Origin of the sequence: Xenorhabdus bovienii SS-2004 (assembly GCF_000027225.1) — a bacterium.
Taxonomy (GTDB): Bacteria; Pseudomonadota; Gammaproteobacteria; order Enterobacterales; family Enterobacteriaceae; genus Xenorhabdus; species Xenorhabdus bovienii_C.
On sequence record NC_013892.1, the window covers coordinates 1,401,404 to 1,421,378 of the forward strand.

Genomic DNA, 19,975 nt, shown 5'->3' on the forward strand with positions numbered 1-19,975 from the left:
ATTAATTCCATAAACCGATAAACTTCATTCATAAAAGACGCCTAATGCTATTGCAAATAAAAATGATAATCAATATTGTTTAGTGAATGATAACTATTTATCTTTGGGTGAGTAGTTATCAATTGTTATGCCAGATAGGGGCATTAATGGAACAACTCGATGGGGCAATTATTTTGAAGAGGATAAGGGAATGAAATTAGCATTTCAGCCATCCGGTACGATAAGTAATTTATTATCAGCATCTTATTCTGGCAGTGAATTATGGTGGGAGCATATTGCAGCTTTAGGGACTCCGTTAGTGGAAGCAAGGCCGGATCATCAGGTTCAACTCACGTTTTTCTGGCGAGATCCGGCCGGAAATGAACGGAATTCAGATATTCGCCGAGTTTTTATTGATATCAACGGCATCACCGATCACCACAGTCCACAGCCACAAAGTCTGCAACGATTGCCCGAAAGTGACATTTGGTATTGGTCTGTCACTATTGATGATGACTGGAGAGGAAGTTACAGCCTGATCCCTGTCACTCATGCCCATCTGCCCCCTGATTTTTACGGCGACACCCAGCAGCGTAACCAACAGCAACGCGAATGGTGGTGTTCACTCTTTCCTCTGTCTATTCCCGATCCTCTGAATTTACAAGGCTGTCATCGTAATGGGCTCGGAATGTCTTTATCGGCCGCTCATATGCCCCATGCTCCTGAGCAATCAGCCTGGGCATCAATCGGGAGAAATAGTCTCGCTCAGCCGGATACACAACAACCTGTTCTGTTGAATTGGCAGAGTCATCGCCTTGGTAATCAGCGGCGTATCTGGCTTTACGCTACGGGAGAGGAAACGGAGAGACCACGCCCGCTGGTCATTCTTCTGGATGGGCAAAACTGGGCAGAAAGAACCCCTGTTTTTTCTGCCTTAGAAGCCGCTACCGAACAGCAACACATACCGGGAGCTGTCTGGCTACTCATTGATGTGATTGATATGTCCCGACGGGAACAGGAATTACCCTGCAACCGAGATTTCTGGCTGGCGGTTCAGGATGAACTTTTACCGCTTGCCGCACAGCATGCCACGTTCAGCGATTCCCCCGACAATACGGTTGTCGCCGGCCAAAGTTATGGTGGGCTGGCCGCACTTTATGCAGCACTGCATTGGCCGCAACGCTTTGGCTGTGTACTCACTCAATCCGGTTCTTTCTGGTGGCCTTACAGCAAAATGATGAAGTCATCTGAGCGTCAAACCGGTTGGCTGACACAGCAGGTTATTGAGCAAAAAGTTACCCCATCCTCATTGAAAATCTTTCAGGAGGCGGGTTCCCGCGAAGATGATATCGAAGGTGTTAACCAGCAAATGTATGAAGCATTGAAAAATGCCGGATATCACGTGAGTTATCGTGTTTTTAATGGCGGACATGATTCTTTGTGCTGGCGTGGCGGGTTGATTGACGGCCTTAGCTGGTTACTGTCTGAAAACGCATAAAACAATGACTGAAACTCTAAATATAACGAGAGCTAAAGATGTCTCAGGAACAAAAAAACCCTTTTGATGATGATAACGCGACTTTCTTTGTGCTGATCAACGCTCAACAGCAATACAGCCTCTGGCCTGCTTTTGCGGAACAGCCGGCTGGCTGGGAACAGGTTGCCGGGCCAGATTCGCGGTCAACATGTATTACATACATAGAAGAACATTGGGTAGATATGCGCCCTGCCCGGTTGCGTGACTTATTAGTTAAAGGAAGTACACGTGTCTAGTAGATTACAAGAGGTTGGGGTTGAAACAATAAATTTGACGCTACCACTGGTTGCTGCCCAGCCAGGGATTTGGATAGCCGATCAACTCGCTGACCCACGCAACATATTCACCATTGCACATTATATTGAAATTAAAGGGGCATTAGACCAGCCATTATTTGATGCCGCTATTTGTCAGGGATTGTCTGAAGCGGATACGATCCATGCCCGGTATTTCCTGAATGAAGATGGAATACCAGTACAACAGATCCCGCTTTGCTGTGACCCACAGCAGGTCATTGCCCCTGAATGGATTGATTTTTCCAGAGAGCCGGCCGGACAGGCCGAAATAGCATCACAGACATTGATGCAGGAGGATCTCTCGGCTGAATTACCGGCAGATGGAGAACGTGCGCTGTACCGACAGGTGGTGATGAAGATTGATAAGCAACCTGAACGCTGGTTCTGGTATCAACGCTTTCATCATCTCATGCTGGATGGTTTCAGTTTTGATGCACTGACTCGTCGGATTATTCAGATTTATAACGCCCTGAAAGCTGAGCATCCGCCCGCTGAGACCCCTTTCTGTTCCTTTACTCAGGTGGTGGAGGAATATCAGGATTGGCAAAGTTCACCGGCAAAAGCAAAGGCTGCGGCATTCTGGCAAGAATATACCCGTGAGCCGGGTGCCTGTGTCTCTCTTTCAGTTGAAGATATTGCCGCTTCGGAGAACACCTCGCCTTTATATTATCACTGCCATTTTCCGGCAACTCAGCTGACTTCATTAATGGCAGAGGATTCACTACGCCAATTTCAACCTGCTGAAATTGCTATGGCTGCACTCGGCATCTACTTCTACCGCATGTGCGGAGAAAAGCATCTCTCTATTGGTTTTCCGTTTATGCGGCGTTTGGGATCAGCCGCGCTTTGCTCTACCGGCCCTGTGGTTAACCTGCTACCGTTACAAATCAAACTGCAAGACAGCATGACACTGGCCGATGTCGTGAAGGCTTTTGTAGCAGAAATAAAACAAGTCCGCCGCCACCAGCGTTATGATGCCGAACAGCTACGCTGCCATTTGGGGTTATCGGGAAGCAGCAATCTGCTCTATGGCCCTGTTTTTAACTATAAAATATATAACGAGACGCTGAAATTAGACGGCAAACCAATTACGACTCATACACTCGCCACGGGGCCAGTGGATGATCTGGAATTTGAATTGAATTTTCAGGATGACGTTCTTCATCTGACCTTCATTGCCAATCGGACAAAATATAGCGAACAGACTTTACACTGGCACAGTGAGCGCATCCGTTATCTATTAGATCAACTGCTCATTCAGCCGAAACAACCGATTGCTTTTATACCGATGATTCCCCCACAGGAACAACAGCGTCTTGATGAATGGTCCCGCGGGCCATGCGTAACACCGCCATCAGATAGGGTTTCTGTGCTTGATTTCTTCTTATCTCAAGTGAAACAGCAACCAGATACCTTAGCTGTCCGTTGTGGTGATCAACAACTTAGCTATCATCAATTAATGGCAAAAAGCATGCAGCTTGCGCGTCTATTGCTGGCGCAAGGTATTGGTGCCGAGGATGTGGTCGCGATAGGTGTACCCCGCTCAATAGATTCGGTTGTCGCGATTCTGGGGGTATTAGCCAGTGGCGCGGCTTACATGCCACTGGATCTCGATTATCCGCGGGAACGCTTACAATTAATGAGCGATGATGCTCAGCCGGTACTGTTGATAACCTGCATTAATACACTGCCACAAATGCCTGATATACCGAAGGTAATATGTCTGGATGATCATCAGATACAGGAGCGGTGTACCAGTCTGTCTTCCCTTCCTGTCACAGATGAAGAAAGGCGTGAAACGCTGCGGGGCGAGCACCTTGCTTACATCATCTATACCTCTGGTTCCACGGGCAAACCCAAAGGGGTGATGAGTACACATGGCGGGTTGTTGAATTTGCTGGCTTCCCATGCTGCACGGCTGTTTGGGCCAGTGATTGACAATTTTCATCTTCAGCATCAACGGCGTATGCGCGCCGGTCACACAGCCTCTTTCTCATTTGATTCGTCCTGGGAGCCGCTGTTCTGCATGATGTTAGGCAGCGAGCTTTATATCTTTGATGAAGAGTTACGGCGAGATGCGTGGGGTGTGGTACAGCAAATGAATCAACTGCCTGTTGACCTCATGGATATTACCCCATCGTTTTTGACTCAGCTTATTGACAGCGGTTTGCTGGAAGAAGGCAACCACCAGCCAGCGTTTATTATGATTGGTGGTGAAGCGGCGACGCCGCGATTGTGGGAGCTGTTGAAGCAATACCCGCAAATGAATATCCATAATTACTATGGCCCATCAGAATATACCATCGACACGCTGGGAGCCGATATTCAGGTCGCTGATCAGCCTGTTATTGGGCGGCCCGTTGCCAATACTGATGTTTGGCTTCTGGATAGCCATCTGCAACCTGTGCCGGTTGGTGCCGTGGGGGAACTTTACCTTTCCGGGCCAGGCATTGCCCGCGGTTATCTGCGCCGTCCTGATTTAACCGCGGCGCGTTTTGTCGCCAACCCCTTCAAGAATGGTGAGGTGATGTATCGTAGTGGCGATCTGATGCGTTGGCGGCCTGATGGGCAGCTCTCATTTGTTGGCCGAGTGGATCACCAAATTAAAGTACGTGGTTTTCGCGTTGAGTTAGGAGAGGTAGAGAATGCATTAGCTGCTTTACCTGAAGTCAGCTCGGCCGTAGTCATTGCAGAACCCATGGGAGTCACATATCGGCTGATTGGCTATTGCTCGGTTCCTGATAATAAACTGCGAGCCTTAGCGGATATTTCTGCACGATTGCTGGCTGAACTGGCAAAACAGCTACCTGATTATATGGTGCCTGCTTTATTGGTGATTTTGGAAGAGTTGCCATTAACAGTCAATGGCAAGGTGGATCGCAAGGCACTGCCCAAACCGCAGCAACAGCATTTTTCTATAGGGCGGCAAGCTGAAAATGAAAAGGAAAAATATATTTGTGAGGCGTTTGCAACCTTATTAGGAATAGTTCAGGTCAGTGCAGATGATGATTTCTTTGTGCTCGGAGGCGACAGTATCTCTGCAATGGCACTGGGAACACAATTGCGTCGTGTTGGCTGGCAGCTTCGTCCGCGCGATATTTTCAGTGAACGGACACCGGCGCGTATGGCGCTGAAAATGTCTCCGGTCGCTATTGGCAAAAGAACCTCTAGCGCCAATAAGATATCTAAGCCAGTACAAATCGGCGAGATCGATCACTTACCTATTTTGCATTGGTTTGCAGAATCTCATGGCATCAATACCCGTTTCGCCCACGGTGTATTCATCCGCGTACCGGCTGAATTACGGCCAGAACATTTATCATCTGCCCTTCTCGCGTTGAGCCAGACCCACCCGGTACTTCATGCTGTTACCCGCAATAATCGCCTTATCATCGGTGAAAAACCTGTACTGGCAGACGGATCGTATTACAGCGTTATACAAAATAGTGGTCATATAGAAACGAGTGCAGAACAGGCTTTCCACGAGGCGGTGATGCGCCTGAATCCGGCCACGGGTCATTTATTCCATGCCTGTTTACTGCAACAAGATGAAGAGACTCAGGGATTAGTATGGGTTATTCATCATCTGGCAACGGATGGTGTGTCATGGCGGGTACTACTGGATGAACTGCAACAGGCGATAGAGACTGCCATAGCGGGTAAAGCAATCACTTTGCCACCGGAAGAGTACACATTGTATGACTGGAACCTTCAGCTAGGCCAAAATTTAGTAAACCGTGCCGGAGAGCTGTCTTTCTGGCAGGCCATGCTTGACGAAAAAATTCCCCTGTTAGGAAAACGCCCGTTGGATGCGCATCGGGATCGGCAAGTCGCTGTCCGTGAGCAACGCACACTATTAACCGGCAAACAGACCACGGCATTACTGGGAGTGTTGCCGCAGCAGTACCATGCCAACATCGAAGAGATGTTGTTAACGATATTGGCTATGGCCTGTAACCGGCACTTTGGTGTCAGCAAATTCCGTTTCCAATTAGAGTCGCATGGTCGTATGGAGTTAGAGGATGACGTTGATTTAGCCCGAACCGTGGGCTGGTTAACGGCGGAATATCCCGTGGTGCTGGCGTTGCCACAGGCAGAACACCAATCCACAAAAATCGCTGACGAAAACCCTTCAAAAATCGTACGGGCAGTGAAAAGCGCTCTGCGTACAATACCCGATCGTGGCATAGGTTATGGCCTGCTGCGTTATCTGGATCAAACTGGCCGACAAGTATTAGCCCAACAGGATACGCCGGAGATCTTATTTAACTATTTGGGGCGCTTTGCTGCGACTGATAACTTATGGGCGCCACAGCGCACTGAAAACCTGTTCCGTGATACTTTTGCTGTTTATCAAGATCCGCAAATGTCCCCCAATCATAGCTTGGAAATCAACCTGTTTGTTGATGAACAGGGAAGCATTCCGCAGTTAGCGATTAACTGGCAATGGGTAGATGGTATCTTCAGCGAACAAGACATCTCTGAATTACAGCGCGGCATGGAATGGGCTACCGACTGCCTAATCAATTTTGCCCGACAGCAGCCACGGCAGGCGGCTGCGACGCTGGTTGCCGCAGAAATTGTTTTACCGAGACTTGAAGAAAGTGATCTGACGCAACTGACTGAACGTTATGGGCCTTTGGCTACGGTGTTACCGCTGTTACCATTGCAACAGGGGCTACTCTTTCACGCTCAGACAGCAACAGATAAGGGTAATTATAATTCACTCACCCGCCTTTCCCTGCATGGGTCATTAGATCGGGTTAAACTACACCGGGCACTATCTGCCCTGATCCGCCACCATCCTCAGCTTGCCGCACGTTTTGATACTGAGCAAAGTGCTTCTCCTCTACAACTGATCCCCCTTTTATCAGAGGATAGCGATATTTGGCCGCTTGATTTTTATCAGCTCCCTGAATTACCTGAGCAGGAAGAAGAAGCAGCATTATTAGAACTGGAAAGGACGGAACTGGCGCGCGATCTTTTCCACCAGCCTCAAGCCATGCTACATGCTTTACTGGTATGCCACGGTGAAGGTTCACGTTATACATTATTGTTGAATATTCACCATCTTGTCGTAGATGGCTGGTCAACACCTATCTTGATACAAGATCTTTTAACCTTGCTGAATCAAGGTGAACAGGCGTTATCTGTGCCCAGAGTCAGTTATCAAGAGATCGTACATCAATTGGCGGCACAAGAAACGGCAGTGGCACGCCAATGCTGGCAAGATGTGTTGAAGGGCGTTCAACCGACCAAACTGTTCAGTGATCAACCCCATAACGGCAAAGTGAAAGAGCTTGATATCGCGCTCGAACCTGAAATGGAACAGGCACTCTTCAGCTTATGTCAGCAACGTGGTTTGACACTCAATACGCTGATGCAGGGGATCTGGTCTGTGCTGCTCAGTATACACAGTGGTTCATCCGATGTGGTTTTCGGTTCCCCCGTGTCTGGGCGATTTGGCCAGATTGAAGGGTTAGACCAGCATGTTGGGCTGTTCAGCAACACGCTGCCGGTTCGAATGACGCTGGATATCACGTTACCTCTCTTGCCTCAGTTAGAACAATTGCAGGCACAACAGATCCAATTGATTGAACACGACAATATCGGTCTGGGTGAAATTCAACATATTGCGGGGACAAGTACGCTTTTTGATACCTTATTGGTAGTGGAAAATTATCCAGAAACCGATACTGAATCAGATTGCACTCAAACGATCATTTGTCAGCGGATTAATAACCGTGGTTACACGCACTATCCCTTAACCTTGCTGGTTCTGCCGGGTAAGCGGCTACGCTTATTAATGGAATACCGGGAGTGTGTCAAACAACCTGAATTATTGGCTCAACGCATTCTTCTCCTGATTCAGCAACTGCTTGAGCAACCCGATACGGCTCTGCAAGATTGGGTTTTACAATCACCTGACGAGGCTGCATTGATTACCAAAGTGAATCGGACGCACCATGAAATCCCTTCTGGTACACTCCATCAGTTTGTGATTGAACAGGCTGAAAAAACGCCTGATGATTTAGCGTTACTGGATAACCAGCATCATCTGACTTATCGGCAAATGCGTGCTCAGACCCGTCTATTAGTTGATCGTTTAATTGAAGCCGGAGTTCAGCCCGGTGATATTGTTGGGGTTGCTTTACCCCGTTCAGTAAGACTCAGCCTGGCATTACAGGCGATACTGGAAGCAGGAGCGGCCTGGTTACCCCTCGATACCGGTTATCCTGATGATCGTTTGGCGATGATGCTGGAGGATGCTCAACCACGGTTAGTCATTACAGAAAGTAAACTTCAAGCGCGTTTTGCTCATCAGGCTCCTTTGCTGGTATTCGATCAATTGGCGGATGAAAATCAGCAGCCGGTGCATCCCGCAGCGTGGGTGACGCCACAGCACACGGCTTATATCATTTACACCTCGGGTTCAACCGGACGGCCAAAAGGTGTGATGGTCAGCCATCAATCCATTGTGAACCGCCTGTTATGGATGCAGGATGCTTACCCGCTTACGCAGGATGATGTGGTTTTGCAGAAAACACCATGCAGCTTCGATGTTTCTGTCTGGGAGTTTTTCTGGCCACTGATGACCGGTGCTAAACTCGTGATGGCACCGCCTGAAGTGCATCGCGATCCAGAAGCGCTAATGCAGCTTATTGATGACTATGCAGTAACTACGCTGCACTTTGTTCCATCCATGTTGGCGACGTTGATTGACTCATTGGCATCACGTCAGCAAAGTGCTTTATTCTGTCATAGCCTGCGTCAGGTGTTTTGCAGTGGTGAAGCGTTATCCTGTGAACTGGCTCGCCGCTATCAGACATTCATCTCGGCACCTTTACATAATCTCTATGGTCCAACGGAAGCGGCAGTCGATGTCACATGGCAGCCGGCTTATGGTGAGGCATTAGATCACTGTACAGGCTCAGGCGTGCCTATTGGCCGACCGGTATGGAATACCCAATTGCGTATTTTGGACGCTTGGCTGCGTCCGGTTCCTGTTGGTGTAGCGGGTGATCTCTATCTCTGCGGTATTCAATTGGCGACCGGCTACCTGAACCGGGCTGATTTGACGGCCAGCCGTTTTGTGGCTGATCCTTTCGCCTGTGGCGAGCGCATGTATCGAACTGGCGATATTGCCTGCTGGTTGCCGAATGGTGAAGTGGAATATCTTGGACGCAGTGACGATCAGTTAAAAATACGGGGTCAGCGTATTGAGCTGGGAGAAATTGAACAGGTTCTACTGGAACAGTCCGGCATCGCTCAGGCTGCGGTTGCTGCGTGTGAATTAGGCAAAACAGCCAACACCGTTAGTGATGCAGATGCCCGTCAGTTAGTTGCCTGGTTAATTCCTCAACCCGATGTTTCACTGGATACAGAGGCGTTACATCAAGCCCTTACCCGGCGATTGCCTGCTTATATGCTGCCGGTCAGTTATGTGCTTCAGGATAGTTTCCCATTAAGCGCCAATGGGAAATTGAATCGCAAGGCACTTCCTATGCCACAGAAACTCACTACCGGACGCTTGCCTGTGGCAGGTATGGAAAGCCAAATGGCAGCCCTTTTTGCTGAAATTCTGGATTGCGACACCGTTTGGGCTGATGATGATTTCTTTGCGCTGGGTGGTCACTCACTATTAGCTATGCGCTTGGCCGCAGAAATACGCCGCCGTTTTAATCGGTCTATTTCTATTGGTCACATCATGGTTGCTCGCAGCGTCGAGAAACTGAGTGCATTACTGTCTGATGAGAATGAGCAAGATTCCGCAGAAAACCGGGGTCTGGGAGAAGTGTTCCCGCTGAGAGACGGACACGGTTCCGCGCTATTCTGCCTGCACCCTGCATCTGGCTTTGCCTGGCAATATAGTGGGCTGCTGCGTTATTTAAAAGGCGACTGGCCGATCATTGGACTACAGTCACCTCGCCCGCTGGGAGTGATTGCCGACTCTGATAACCTTGAAGATATGTGTACACACCATTTAGCGACATTACGGCAGATCCAGCCACATGGCCCTTATTACCTACTCGGTTATTCGTTAGGCGGAATGCTGGCTCAAGGCATGGCTGCACGCTTGCGCCAAGAGGGAGAGAAAGTTGCTTTCCTCGGATTATTGGATACTTATCCACCGGAAGGCCAAGACTGGACGGTCTTAAGTGAAGAAGAAGCCAAAGAAGAAGCTGCGCGTGAACAGGCCGAATTTATGGCCGCCACAGAAGATGAACGTGATCCGCTGTTACGTGCTGAAAAGCAGGCTATGTTCGCCGATATTGTGGCTAACTATAAGGATTCTGTTCGTATCCTTTCATCAGCTTCCAATCAAAAATATGATGGCGAAGCCATTCTGTTTTCAGCAACCCGCACATTGCCTGCTGATATGGATGTTGCTGCGACATGGGCGCCTTGGATACGACAATTAAGCATCTATCGGCAAGATTGTGAACATGCTGATATTCTTTCTCCAGCATCACTGAAACAGTTAGGGCCATTGCTCAATACGTTGTTGAAAACGCATCGCGATTGAAAAAATACCCAGCTTGAAACTTTACTTAAAAATCCCGTCATCATTCATTGGTGATGGGATTTTCTCTTTTTAATGGTTTTTAAATGCCTTTTACCGAGTGGTAGCGGCCGCAGGGAATAATCAGGGGGGTATGGGAAACCGGATCTTCAATAACAACACAAGATAAGCCAAACACCGATTTGATCAGTTCTGTGCTGATAATATCCTGAGGCTTACCCTGTGTAACAATCTGCCCTGCCTGCATGACGATTAAATGATCCGCATAGCGGCATGCCTGATTAATATCATGCAGCACTGCAACAAGGGTGTGGCTGCTTTCCTGATTAAGTTGCAGGAAAAGATCCAGCAGGTCAATTTGATGAGCAATATCGAGCCATGTTGTGGGTTCATCAAGAAACAGCAAGGGAGTTTGCTGGGCTAATACCATAGCTACCCAGGCACGCTGCTTCTGCCCTCCGGATAACTCATCAACATAGCGTTCAGCTAATGGTGCAATCCCTGTGGCTTTCATCGCCTGAGCCACAGCAGTTTTATCATCCAGACTCCATTGGCGCAGCAGGCTTTGATGGGGATAGCGGCCACGGGCGACTAGTTCGGAAACCGTGATATTTTCCGGCACTATCGCTTGCTGGGGCAGTAAACCTAACTGACGTGCCAATGCCTTAGTCGGTATTTGTTGAATATCTTTTCCATCCAGCAAAATATGACCGTGATGGGGCTTCAGTAAACGACAAAGCGCACGCAGTAACGTAGATTTACCGCAGGCATTCGGGCCAATAATTACGCTGAACTGTTTATCCGGAATACTGATACTTAAATCTTCAGCAATAATTTTTCGTTCATAGCCTAATGTCAAATGTGAAGCGCTGAGGCGATATGTCATCGATAATTACTCTTTCTGTTTACTGTATGATTGGCATTATTGGCGAGCTTCCCGAATAAGAAGCCAAATAAGGTAGATACCACCAATACTGACGGTGACAGCACCCACAGGTAGCTGCACATTTGAAAAAGTATGCTGCGCAACTAAATCAGCAGTTAACAATAGCAAGGCACCTGTCATGGCAGCAGAAAACAGGGGAACATAGCTTGTACCTGTTAATCTTCGGGCAATTTGCGGTGCAGCAAGGGAAATAAAGGATATCGGGCCTGTCGTTGCCGTCACGACAGCAGTCAGCAGTATGCCATAGAGAATAAGCTGCATACGGTTAGTTTCAACATTACAGCCCAAGGCGCTGGCTTTATCATCCCCCATTTCCATTATTTTCAGCGACTTTGCCAAAGCAAAAGCGCCGAAAGTAAGCAAAGGAATGACAAACAGAGCTGAGGCCGCTTTTTGCCAGGTAATGCCGTTAAGCGAACCGTTACCCCAAAGTGCCGCACTCATAACATGTTCCAGCGAACCCGTTACGATAAGCCAAGTATTGACCGCTGTCAGCATGGCACTGATAGCAATCCCCACAATAATCAGGCGAAAACCGTGGATACCCTGACGCCAGGCGAGTAAATAAATTAAGACAGCGGTTAATGAGCCGCCGATCAGCGCACCCAGAGTCATTTGATAATAACCGCCATTTAGAAAAATCAGAGTAATCAGTACGCCAGTCCATGCGCCGGTACTGAATCCCATAATATCGGGGCTGCCCAAAGGATTGCGGATGACAGACTGAAAGATAGCGCCACTTATCGCCAGTGCGGCTCCGACCACCAGCGCAATAGCAACACGAGGCGCTCGCCATTGCGTGACGACAGCAATAATGCCGGGATCACCTTCACCTTGAAAAGCCTGACAGATTTGCCAGAAGGAAAGTTTCAGCGTTCCGTAATAAACAGCGAACAGCGCTAATAACATAATTAAAAATAGCTGGAAAGTATTCACCAGTAAAACCCGAAGGGAAATTCGGCCATTTATCCACCCTTCTGGATGCCCGACTTGCAACATTTTCGACATGAAATCTGTCTCCTGCTCAGTATTTACGCTTGCGTACCTGCCAGATCAGCACGGGCGCGCCAATAAAGGCCGTGACGATTGATACGCGCAACTCACCGGCAACCAGTAAACGCCCGACGATATCTGCACTAAGCAATAACACCGGAGCCATGAGTAATGAATGCAGAATGATCCAGCGTTGGTCTGGGCCACACCACCAACGCGCGATATGTGGGATCATCAATCCGACAAACCCGATCGGGCCAGCCAATGCAGTTGCCGTTCCACATAACAGCATAATGGCTATGATGGCTGAAACTTTTACCCAGAGAATTTTTACGCCTAACGTTATTGCGATTTCTTCCCCCATACTCAACGTATTGAGTGGCCTTGAAATCAATAAGGTGAGCGCACAGCCGATAAGAATGAACGGAGCAACAAGGAGAGTGACCTGTAAGGATCGGATATCCAGCGTACCCGCCTGCCAGATGCGTAATTGATCGAAAGTTGAAGGATTGAGCAGGGCAATATTGGTAGTTATTCCGGTTAACAGGGCGCTAATCGCGACTCCTGACAGTGTTAAACGAACAGGATTGGATTTATCACCAGACTGCATACTGATTAACCATACCGCCAGGCTGGCAAGAAAAGCGCCCAGACAGGCCACGCTAACTTTTGCCATAACACTGCTTAAGCCAAATAATGTGATTGCCACTACGATGGCAAAGCTGGCTCCTGCGTTGACGCCCAATATACCCGGGTCTGCCAGAGGGTTACGTGTCAATGCCTGAATTAATGCCCCCGCACCACCTAATGCCATGCCGACCAAAATACCGACAAGGGTACGAGGCAGGCGCGATTCGAGAATAATGATGCTCTCATTGTTATGCAGCTCACCGGTTAAACTATGCCAGACGGTCTCAGGGGCAATATATTTACTGCCTAATAACAGACTCGCTATAGAAAAAATAATGAGGAGTAATAAACAGATTATGGGACCTGTTAACCGACGGGTGCGATAAGTATGAAATTGAGACAAGGGTTTTGAAGAGGTTATCTCACGATGCATTGGGGCAGCAGGCATAACCGGAAAGGCTCCATTCGTTATTGATTGTGATAATCATTTGTATTGCCATTATCATTAACGGTCGATATGCTAGCACAGCTTTTTCTGGAAACATATTTATATTGCGGCAATTAAGCTGCGAAGATCACTTATTTCAATTCCTGTTTACGTATTGCATGGAGCATCATGGCTAAGTCATCAATCCTGCTGGACTTCAGTTTACTTAAAAATAATGCACATTTCCGCGCTATCTTTATCGCCCGTATGCTATCTGTTTTTGCATTAGGAATGCTGACAGTGGGCGTCCCAGTTCAAATGCAGTTTCTGACCGGTTCTACCTTGCAGGTGGGGATCGTGGTGGCATTGGATGGGATCGGCATGTTTATCGGATTGATGCTGGGCGGAATACTGGCCGACCGCTATGACAGGCGTAAATTGATTCTGTTTGCCCGTGGCACTTGTGGCTTGGGTTTTGTTGCATTGAGTTTTAATGCGTTTTTGGATTCCCCTTCACTGTTTGTCCTCTATTTCCTTTCCGTCTGGGATGGGTTCTTTGGCGCTTTAGGCATGACCGCTTTAATGGCGGCGATCCCAAACTTAGTCGGCCGGGAAAATCTGGCGGCGGCGGGTGCCTTGAGTATGATCACGGTTCGTATTGGTGCCATTCTTTCTCCCGCACTAGGTGGGCTTATTATCGTTGCCAGCGGACCTGGCTGGAACTTTGCCATTGCCGCAGCAGGGACTTTGGCTACACTGATCCCGCTGGTGAGGTTGCCAAAGATGAAGCCACAGTCAACCCGGCAAGAGCATCCACTCCGAGCGTTAGTGAGTGGTGTACAATTTGTCTGTCAGCATAAAATCGTAGGCAGTGTGATATTAGTCGGTATGTTGATCAGCATGGCGGGGGCAGTTCGCATCCTTTTCCCTGCATTATCTCAAGAGGTTTATCACCAAGGTCCTTCCGCGACAGGTTTAATGTATTCAGCCGTTCCTCTGGGTGCCATGCTAGGAGCATTTACCAGTGGCTGGATAGGACGGAGCGCCCGGCCCGGTCTTCTGCTCATTATTTTTGCGTTGGGCTCTTTCCTTGCATTATCCCTGCTCGGTCTCATGACGCATATTGTCCCGGCATTACTCGCATTGGTGTGTTATGGCTACCTGAATGCTTTTGCTTCCTTATTACAGTTTACACTCATCCAGAGTCATACACCTGATCACCTATTGGGGCGGGTGAATAGTTTTGTCACAGCACAGGATGTTACTGGTGATTCCTTGGGAGCGTTGGGATTGGGCGTCATGGGACGTCTGTTATCTCCTCTCATAACGGCGCTTTCGTTTGGTTCTTTTGCGGCAATTACCTGTCTATTGCTTGCAGCACTGGTAAAACCTCTGCGCCATTCTACTCTGCATAATAATGCCGCATCATTAGAGGGCGGTGCCTCTGAAAAGTGAGTATGATGCAGCAATATTTATTTTTTGAACCGACTAATTTTTTAATTCTTGATTTGAGAAATAGTGTTCAATGCGATCAAGCATATTGTTTGCACTGTAATAGTCTAAGCGAAAAGTATCCGGCCCCATCGCATAGAGGCGTTGGGTACTGACAGCAGGCAGGTGCTGTAAAAAAGGGTTAGCACTCACAACTTGAATTGTGCTGTCATTGGTAGCGAATAGCATAAAAGATTGGCCGTTTAAACCATCTGCTAACCCTTCAGCAGAAAGCTGAATGATATCTTCACGTTTGCCCATACTGGTTTCTGTTTTCAGGTTGGTCGGTAATGTGGCGAGTGTAAAACCTAGTTGATGCAATAATTGCCCTTGCGCAGATGATGGCGTCCAAAGATTGACACCTCTCCCGTCAGCATAATAGACAAATGCAGAAACGGGATTCGGGGGTAAGGTGATATCTTGTTTCACTTTCTGCAAACGTTGCTCAAAGCGCGCGATGATTTCCCCGGCATCAGCTTCATGCCCGATTATTTGCCCAAGTTGCAGGGCAAGCTGTTGCCAGCTCTTATCGCCATAATCAATAACCAGTATGGGTGCAATGGTTGAGAGTTGTTCATACAGCTTCATGGCTGAATCCCCTCCCGTCGCTGAAATAACAATCAGATCTGGCACCATAGCCGCAACAGCTTCGGCATTGGGTTCACTGATATAGAGAAGCTTTACACCTCGTTCATAAGCGACTTTGGCCCATTGAATAAAAAATCCTCGGCTATCAGCCACATCGGTATTTGGACCGGTTGCGCCTGAAGCGATTAAAGGGGCATTGATAGCCAGCAAAGTGCCACTGAGCGTCACACTGGTAGAGACAATACGCTTAGGTGGCTGTGTTAATGTGAGAGGACCTTTTACTGTTTCGAAGGTTCGTGGCCAGCCCGCCATGCTGGTGGTTTCCCCAGAAGGTTGGGGATGTCCGGCTTTAATTTCTGTCGATTTTTTATCACAGCCACTGGTAAGAATTAGTGCGATAAAAGCAAAAAGAACGGTGATTAATCGGTAATAGGAAAAAGTAAATTTGCACTGCATTTTTAATTTCCTTAATCATCAGAGCGTAAATAGAATTCTGGCATGGGAATACCCAAAACTTTCATTCAACCTATTTGAATAAAGGGAAAGAGTACATTTTATCCAGAAGTAAGGACACATAACGCAACCATAAATGAAAATGGGAATTATTACCATTAAATGGGGTCTTTTTTACAAAGACTTATCCATTAATTCCATATGTAAATCATATTAATATGGCATGAATATCTCAATTCAAATGACAGGGGATAAAGCGAGATGGGATACAGTCTGGATTTTCGAAAGCGAGTAGGGATGCGGTGAGCAAGGCGGCCGAGGCGGGTGCCCGGTTGACGGTCGCGCTTAAAGAGATCCCTTTGAGCCTGCGCACCTAGCGGCGCTGGCAAAAGAGTCCGGAAGACCGGCGGCCGTTGGCTGTCCGGCCCAAGTCGGCAAACCGATCAACCCCAGAAGAAGAGCAACAGATATTGGCCGTTTGTCACCAGCCGGAATATGCCAGCTTACGCCATCACACAGCCGCCCACGAGTCAGCAATGATAATGCCTATGCAGAATCGCTGTTCCGAACGCTGAAATATGTGCCGGCGTGGCCGGAAAGCGGCTTCAATGCTCTGACACAAGTGCGTGTCTGGGGGGATAATTTTACCGACTGGTATAACGAGGAACACCGTCATAGCGGGATAAATTATGTGACACCGGGTCAACGGCACAGAGGTGAAGACAAAGTGATTTTAAAACAGCGGGATGCCGTTTTCAAGCTAAGCTCACACACCCGTAACGCGGGTCGCGCCGCATAAGAAACTGGCAGTGGGTAGAAACAGTGACGTTGAATCCCGAGCGAGAAAAACGGTCTGCTTAAATTCATTAATGGTGCCAACTATGTTGACAATTACCGTTTTAGGTGGCTATCGGTCATGGCACTCGATGTGAATTAATCAAAGTTGTGGCAAGCGCAAAACATGTTTAATACTATAGAATCAGTCGCTGAATCAGGGCGATCTGGGTGCTTTTTTTGTTTGTCTATGGATGTGTACACATTTGCGGCTTTTTTTGTTTGTGATTTATGTTTAATTAATTGTTTTTAAATTAAATTTAAAATTATGGATTATTTGTAAGAGTAATCTTTTAGCGTAATCAAGTTCCGGGTTGCTGAAATTTAGTGAACGCGGGACTTTTGAGGATATATCATGAGTATTAGCTCCTTAGGGAACCAAATTGATAACTCTTTGGTTTCAAATGCCTTCGGTTTCCTGCGCTTTCCGCTGAATTTCCAGCCTTATTCCAGTGATGCAGAATGGGTGATTACCGGTGTGCCTTTTGATATGGCAACATCTGGGCGTGCCGGCAGCCGTCATGGGCCAGCCGCTATTCGTCAGGTATCGACTAATCTGGCGTGGGAAAGCTGTCGCTGGCCGTGGGACTTCAGCTTGCGCAAACGCCTGAATGTGGTGGATTGCGGTGATCTGGTCTTTAACTTCGGTGATGCTCAGGACATGAGCGACAAGTTGCAGGCACATGCTGAAAAAGTGCTGGCATCGGGTAAGAAAATGCTGTCTTTCGGCGGTGATCATTTTGTCACTTTGCCATTACTGCGCGCCCATGCTAAACATTTCGGCAAAATGGCACTGATTCATTTTGATGCTCATACGGACACCTATCCGAATGGCAGCAAGTTTGATCATGGTACGATGTTTTATCATGCACCTAACGAAGGGCTAATAGATCCTCATCGTTCGGTGCAAATCGGTATTCGCACCGAACACGATACTGACAATGGTTTTACTGTATTGGATGCGGCACAGGTCAACGATCGTAGCGTTGATGCTGTTGTTGAACAAATCAAAAACGTTGTCGGTGATCTGCCAATTTACCTGACATTCGATATTGATTGCCTTGATCCTGCTTTTGCGCCCGGTACAGGGACGCCAGTGATTGGCGGGTTGACGTCTGATCGTGCACTGAAAATCCTGCGTGGTCTGCAACCCCTGAATATCGTCGGCATGGATGTGGTGGAAGTGGCTCCTGCCTATGATCAGTCTGAAATCACCGCTCTGGCAGCAGCGACGATTGGATTGGAATTGCTGTATTTGCAGGCGTCGAAAAAAGCAGTTTAGTTTTTGATTAAGCCATTCAATTACAAAGACCCCCCGTGGCCAGCGGGGGATCTTTGTTTCAAGTAGCCTGAATTCCTCACTTATTGTTCCCAAATTGAAACAATCAAGTAAAACCACGACCGGATATTGCAGCTGCGAAAAACTCCGCTAGGATGTTTGCAAAGACATTCGACTGGTAGCGGGCTTCCAGCGTTAACCGATTAATTAACAATTCTTCATTCCGGTAAAAGGTATAAGCATGAGCAATAAAAAAATTGAATGGAATAATGGATTACAGCAGGAAGCGGTAGAGATCCTTTCCAACGAGGGTGGAATGATCGTCTGCCCGACCAAAGTGGGCTACATTATTATGACTTCTGACGCACAAGGTCTGGAGCGTAAATTCGAAGCCAAGCAGCGTAATCGCAACAAACCCGGCGTTGTGTTATGTGGATCTCTCGAACAGTTGAAAGAATTGGCTCAGCTTAACCCGGAAATCGAAGAGCTGTATCAAAAACATTGGGATGCAGATGTGTTGCTGGGCTGCATCCTGCCGTGGAAAGAAGACGCTGTCGCCCGTATTCCTGATGATGGTTCTAAGGCGCTGATGATGGATGGCCGTGGCACCAGTTGTTTCGTGATTAAATTCGGTAAACCGGGCGAAATTCTGGCAAAAGCCCTGTGGGAAAACTACGGCAAATTCTCTTTTGCCAGCTCGGCTAACCCATCTGGTAAAGGTAACCGTGGCTTGGTGGAGTGTATCGGTGAGCGCATTGAAGAACGTGCTGACTTGATTATTGATGCCAACCACTACGTTAAATCTATCCAGCCAAACGAAACAGAGCAGACCCGCTATGAACAGGGAGTAATGATTTCAATGGTGGATGACAACGGGGCATTGGTGCCGATGCAGAATGGTCAGCGCGATATCACCCCGTGTCCGGTATTGATCCGTAAGGGACTGGATGTGCATAAGATCATGGTGATGATGTCTGATATCTTCACAACCTGGGACTACCGTCACGGTAACTATTACTGATTTTTCTTGCGGGTGTATTTATTGTTATGGATACACCCGCACTGATCTTCCCTGTCTATTCTTCCCTTTTGCTGTCCCCGAGATCACCCTGTAGTTTCTGCTGCAAAGCGTCGGCAAATAGCTGCACACGTGCAGAAAGTGTGTTTTCTGATTTAAACATCATCCAGGTTTGATAAATATCCATGTGCCATCCCGGCAGTAGCCGGACAAGTTTGCCTTCTGCTACAGATTCGTGGGCGATGTAATCCGGCAGGTAAGCAATGCCTGCACCGGACAGCGCCGAACTCATCAACGCCACGCTGTTATTGATGCGAAAACGGCTGCGAACTTCAATATCGAGCTTTTGCCTCTCCTTACGGAACGGCAGGGAAATCGTATGGGCAGGGCCACGGAACAGCAGATAATCGTAGCGGGGCAGGTCTTCGGGCTTTTCTATCGGCGGAAACTGACTCATATAATCTGGTGTAGCGTAAAGCCCCCAAGTGATATCAATCAGGGGCATAACAAGTGGATGATCCGGAGTTTCTCGTCCCACAATAATTGCAATATCGTAGTTATCATCTGTCATATTGATGGTTCTGTCGGTCAGTTCCAGATCAACGCTGACATGAATGTTTCTGGCGATAAAGTTATTCAGGGCAGGGACGATACACTGACTGCCAAAGGATACCGGAGCAATCAGGCGCAGGTTTCCCATCGGCTCGTCATGAAAGTTGCGGATAAAACGCTCGGCGCTTTTGGCTTCATTAAGAATACGGGAACAGTATTGGTAATAGCTCAGTCCGACTTCCGTCACTTGAATTTTGCGCGTGGTGCGATTGAGTAGCTGAGTACCCAATCTTACTTCTAGCTGTGCGATCTCACGACTGACCGAAGATTTAGACAGCCTTAATGATTTCGCAGCTTCAGTAAAACTCAGTGTTTCTACTACGCGGGCAAAGATCACCATCGAAGTAAGATTTTCGATATTATTCATG

The 19,975-nt window shown here is 47.9% G+C and carries 12 protein-coding genes; 7 read left to right on the forward strand and 5 right to left on the reverse strand.

Annotated elements, in window-relative coordinates; translation table 11 throughout:
* The first annotated feature begins 190 nt into the window (after nucleotides 1-190).
* From fes to XBJ1_RS06200, 3 genes are read left to right on the forward strand one after another with little or no spacing between them, the layout of a single operon-like run.
* Nucleotides 191-1,477 (forward strand): enterochelin esterase, encoded by a 1,287-nt coding sequence (fes, locus tag XBJ1_RS06190; RefSeq protein WP_012987964.1) that lies wholly within the window; start codon nucleotides 191-193, stop codon nucleotides 1,475-1,477.
* A 38-nt stretch (nucleotides 1,478-1,515) separates the two neighbouring features.
* Nucleotides 1,516-1,752: an MbtH family protein gene (locus tag XBJ1_RS06195; RefSeq protein ID WP_012987965.1), complete on the forward strand. Its 237-nt coding sequence runs from the start codon at nucleotides 1,516-1,518 to the stop codon at nucleotides 1,750-1,752.
* Nucleotides 1,745-10,339 carry a non-ribosomal peptide synthetase gene (locus XBJ1_RS06200; protein WP_012987966.1) on the forward strand — a complete coding sequence of 2,865 codons (8,595 nt, stop codon included), beginning with the start codon at nucleotides 1,745-1,747 and terminating at the stop codon, nucleotides 10,337-10,339. Before XBJ1_RS06195 ends, XBJ1_RS06200 begins: the two co-directional genes overlap by 8 nt.
* A 79-nt stretch (nucleotides 10,340-10,418) precedes the next feature.
* Here the strand turns inward: XBJ1_RS06200 and XBJ1_RS06205 are convergent, their stop codons facing one another.
* Genes XBJ1_RS06205 through fepD form a run of 3 tightly spaced genes read right to left on the reverse strand, consistent with a single transcriptional unit; the run spans nucleotide 10,419 to nucleotide 13,338 of the window.
* A complete protein-coding gene (locus XBJ1_RS06205) occupies nucleotides 10,419-11,222 on the reverse strand; it encodes an ABC transporter ATP-binding protein (protein ID WP_012987967.1) in 804 nt (267 codons plus the stop codon).
* A 36-nt stretch (nucleotides 11,223-11,258) separates the two neighbouring features.
* Nucleotides 11,259-12,290 (reverse strand): FecCD family ABC transporter permease, encoded by a 1,032-nt coding sequence (locus XBJ1_RS06210; protein WP_012987968.1) that lies wholly within the window; start codon nucleotides 12,288-12,290, stop codon nucleotides 11,259-11,261.
* A gap of 16 nt (nucleotides 12,291-12,306) precedes the next feature.
* Complete coding sequence (gene fepD, locus XBJ1_RS06215; protein WP_143827719.1) at nucleotides 12,307-13,338, reverse strand: Fe(3+)-siderophore ABC transporter permease; 1,032 nt, start codon at nucleotides 13,336-13,338, stop codon at nucleotides 12,307-12,309.
* A 183-nt stretch (nucleotides 13,339-13,521) separates the two neighbouring features.
* Between fepD and entS the strand changes: the two genes are divergently transcribed.
* Nucleotides 13,522-14,787, forward strand: a complete 1,266-nt coding sequence (gene entS / locus XBJ1_RS06220; protein WP_012987970.1) for an enterobactin transporter EntS — start codon at nucleotides 13,522-13,524, stop codon at nucleotides 14,785-14,787.
* 33 nt (nucleotides 14,788-14,820) lie between these two features.
* Here the strand turns inward: entS and fepB are convergent, their stop codons facing one another.
* Nucleotides 14,821-15,867, reverse strand: a complete 1,047-nt coding sequence (gene fepB / locus XBJ1_RS06225) for a Fe2+-enterobactin ABC transporter substrate-binding protein (protein WP_012987971.1) — start codon at nucleotides 15,865-15,867, stop codon at nucleotides 14,821-14,823.
* A 475-nt stretch (nucleotides 15,868-16,342) separates the two neighbouring features.
* On the opposite strand from fepB, the gene XBJ1_RS06230 reads away from it, so the two are divergent.
* The 3 genes from XBJ1_RS06230 to XBJ1_RS06240 all read left to right on the forward strand — a co-directional run bounded on the left by XBJ1_RS06230 (nucleotide 16,343) and on the right by XBJ1_RS06240 (nucleotide 18,998).
* Entirely contained in the window at nucleotides 16,343-16,663 is a 321-nt protein-coding gene (locus XBJ1_RS06230) for an integrase core domain-containing protein (RefSeq protein WP_012987973.1), read from the forward strand.
* 390 nt (nucleotides 16,664-17,053) lie between these two features.
* Complete coding sequence (gene speB / locus XBJ1_RS06235; protein WP_012987974.1) at nucleotides 17,054-17,980, forward strand: agmatinase; 927 nt, start codon at nucleotides 17,054-17,056, stop codon at nucleotides 17,978-17,980.
* A 238-nt stretch (nucleotides 17,981-18,218) separates the two neighbouring features.
* Nucleotides 18,219-18,998, forward strand: a complete 780-nt coding sequence (locus XBJ1_RS06240) for an L-threonylcarbamoyladenylate synthase (RefSeq protein WP_012987975.1) — start codon at nucleotides 18,219-18,221, stop codon at nucleotides 18,996-18,998.
* A 55-nt stretch (nucleotides 18,999-19,053) separates the two neighbouring features.
* Here XBJ1_RS06240 and XBJ1_RS06245 read toward each other — a convergent pair whose 3' ends face one another.
* Nucleotides 19,054-19,974, reverse strand: coding sequence for a LysR family transcriptional regulator (locus XBJ1_RS06245; RefSeq protein WP_012987976.1), 921 nt, complete (start codon nucleotides 19,972-19,974; stop codon nucleotides 19,054-19,056).
* Between the last annotated feature and the right edge of the window lies 1 nt (nucleotide 19,975).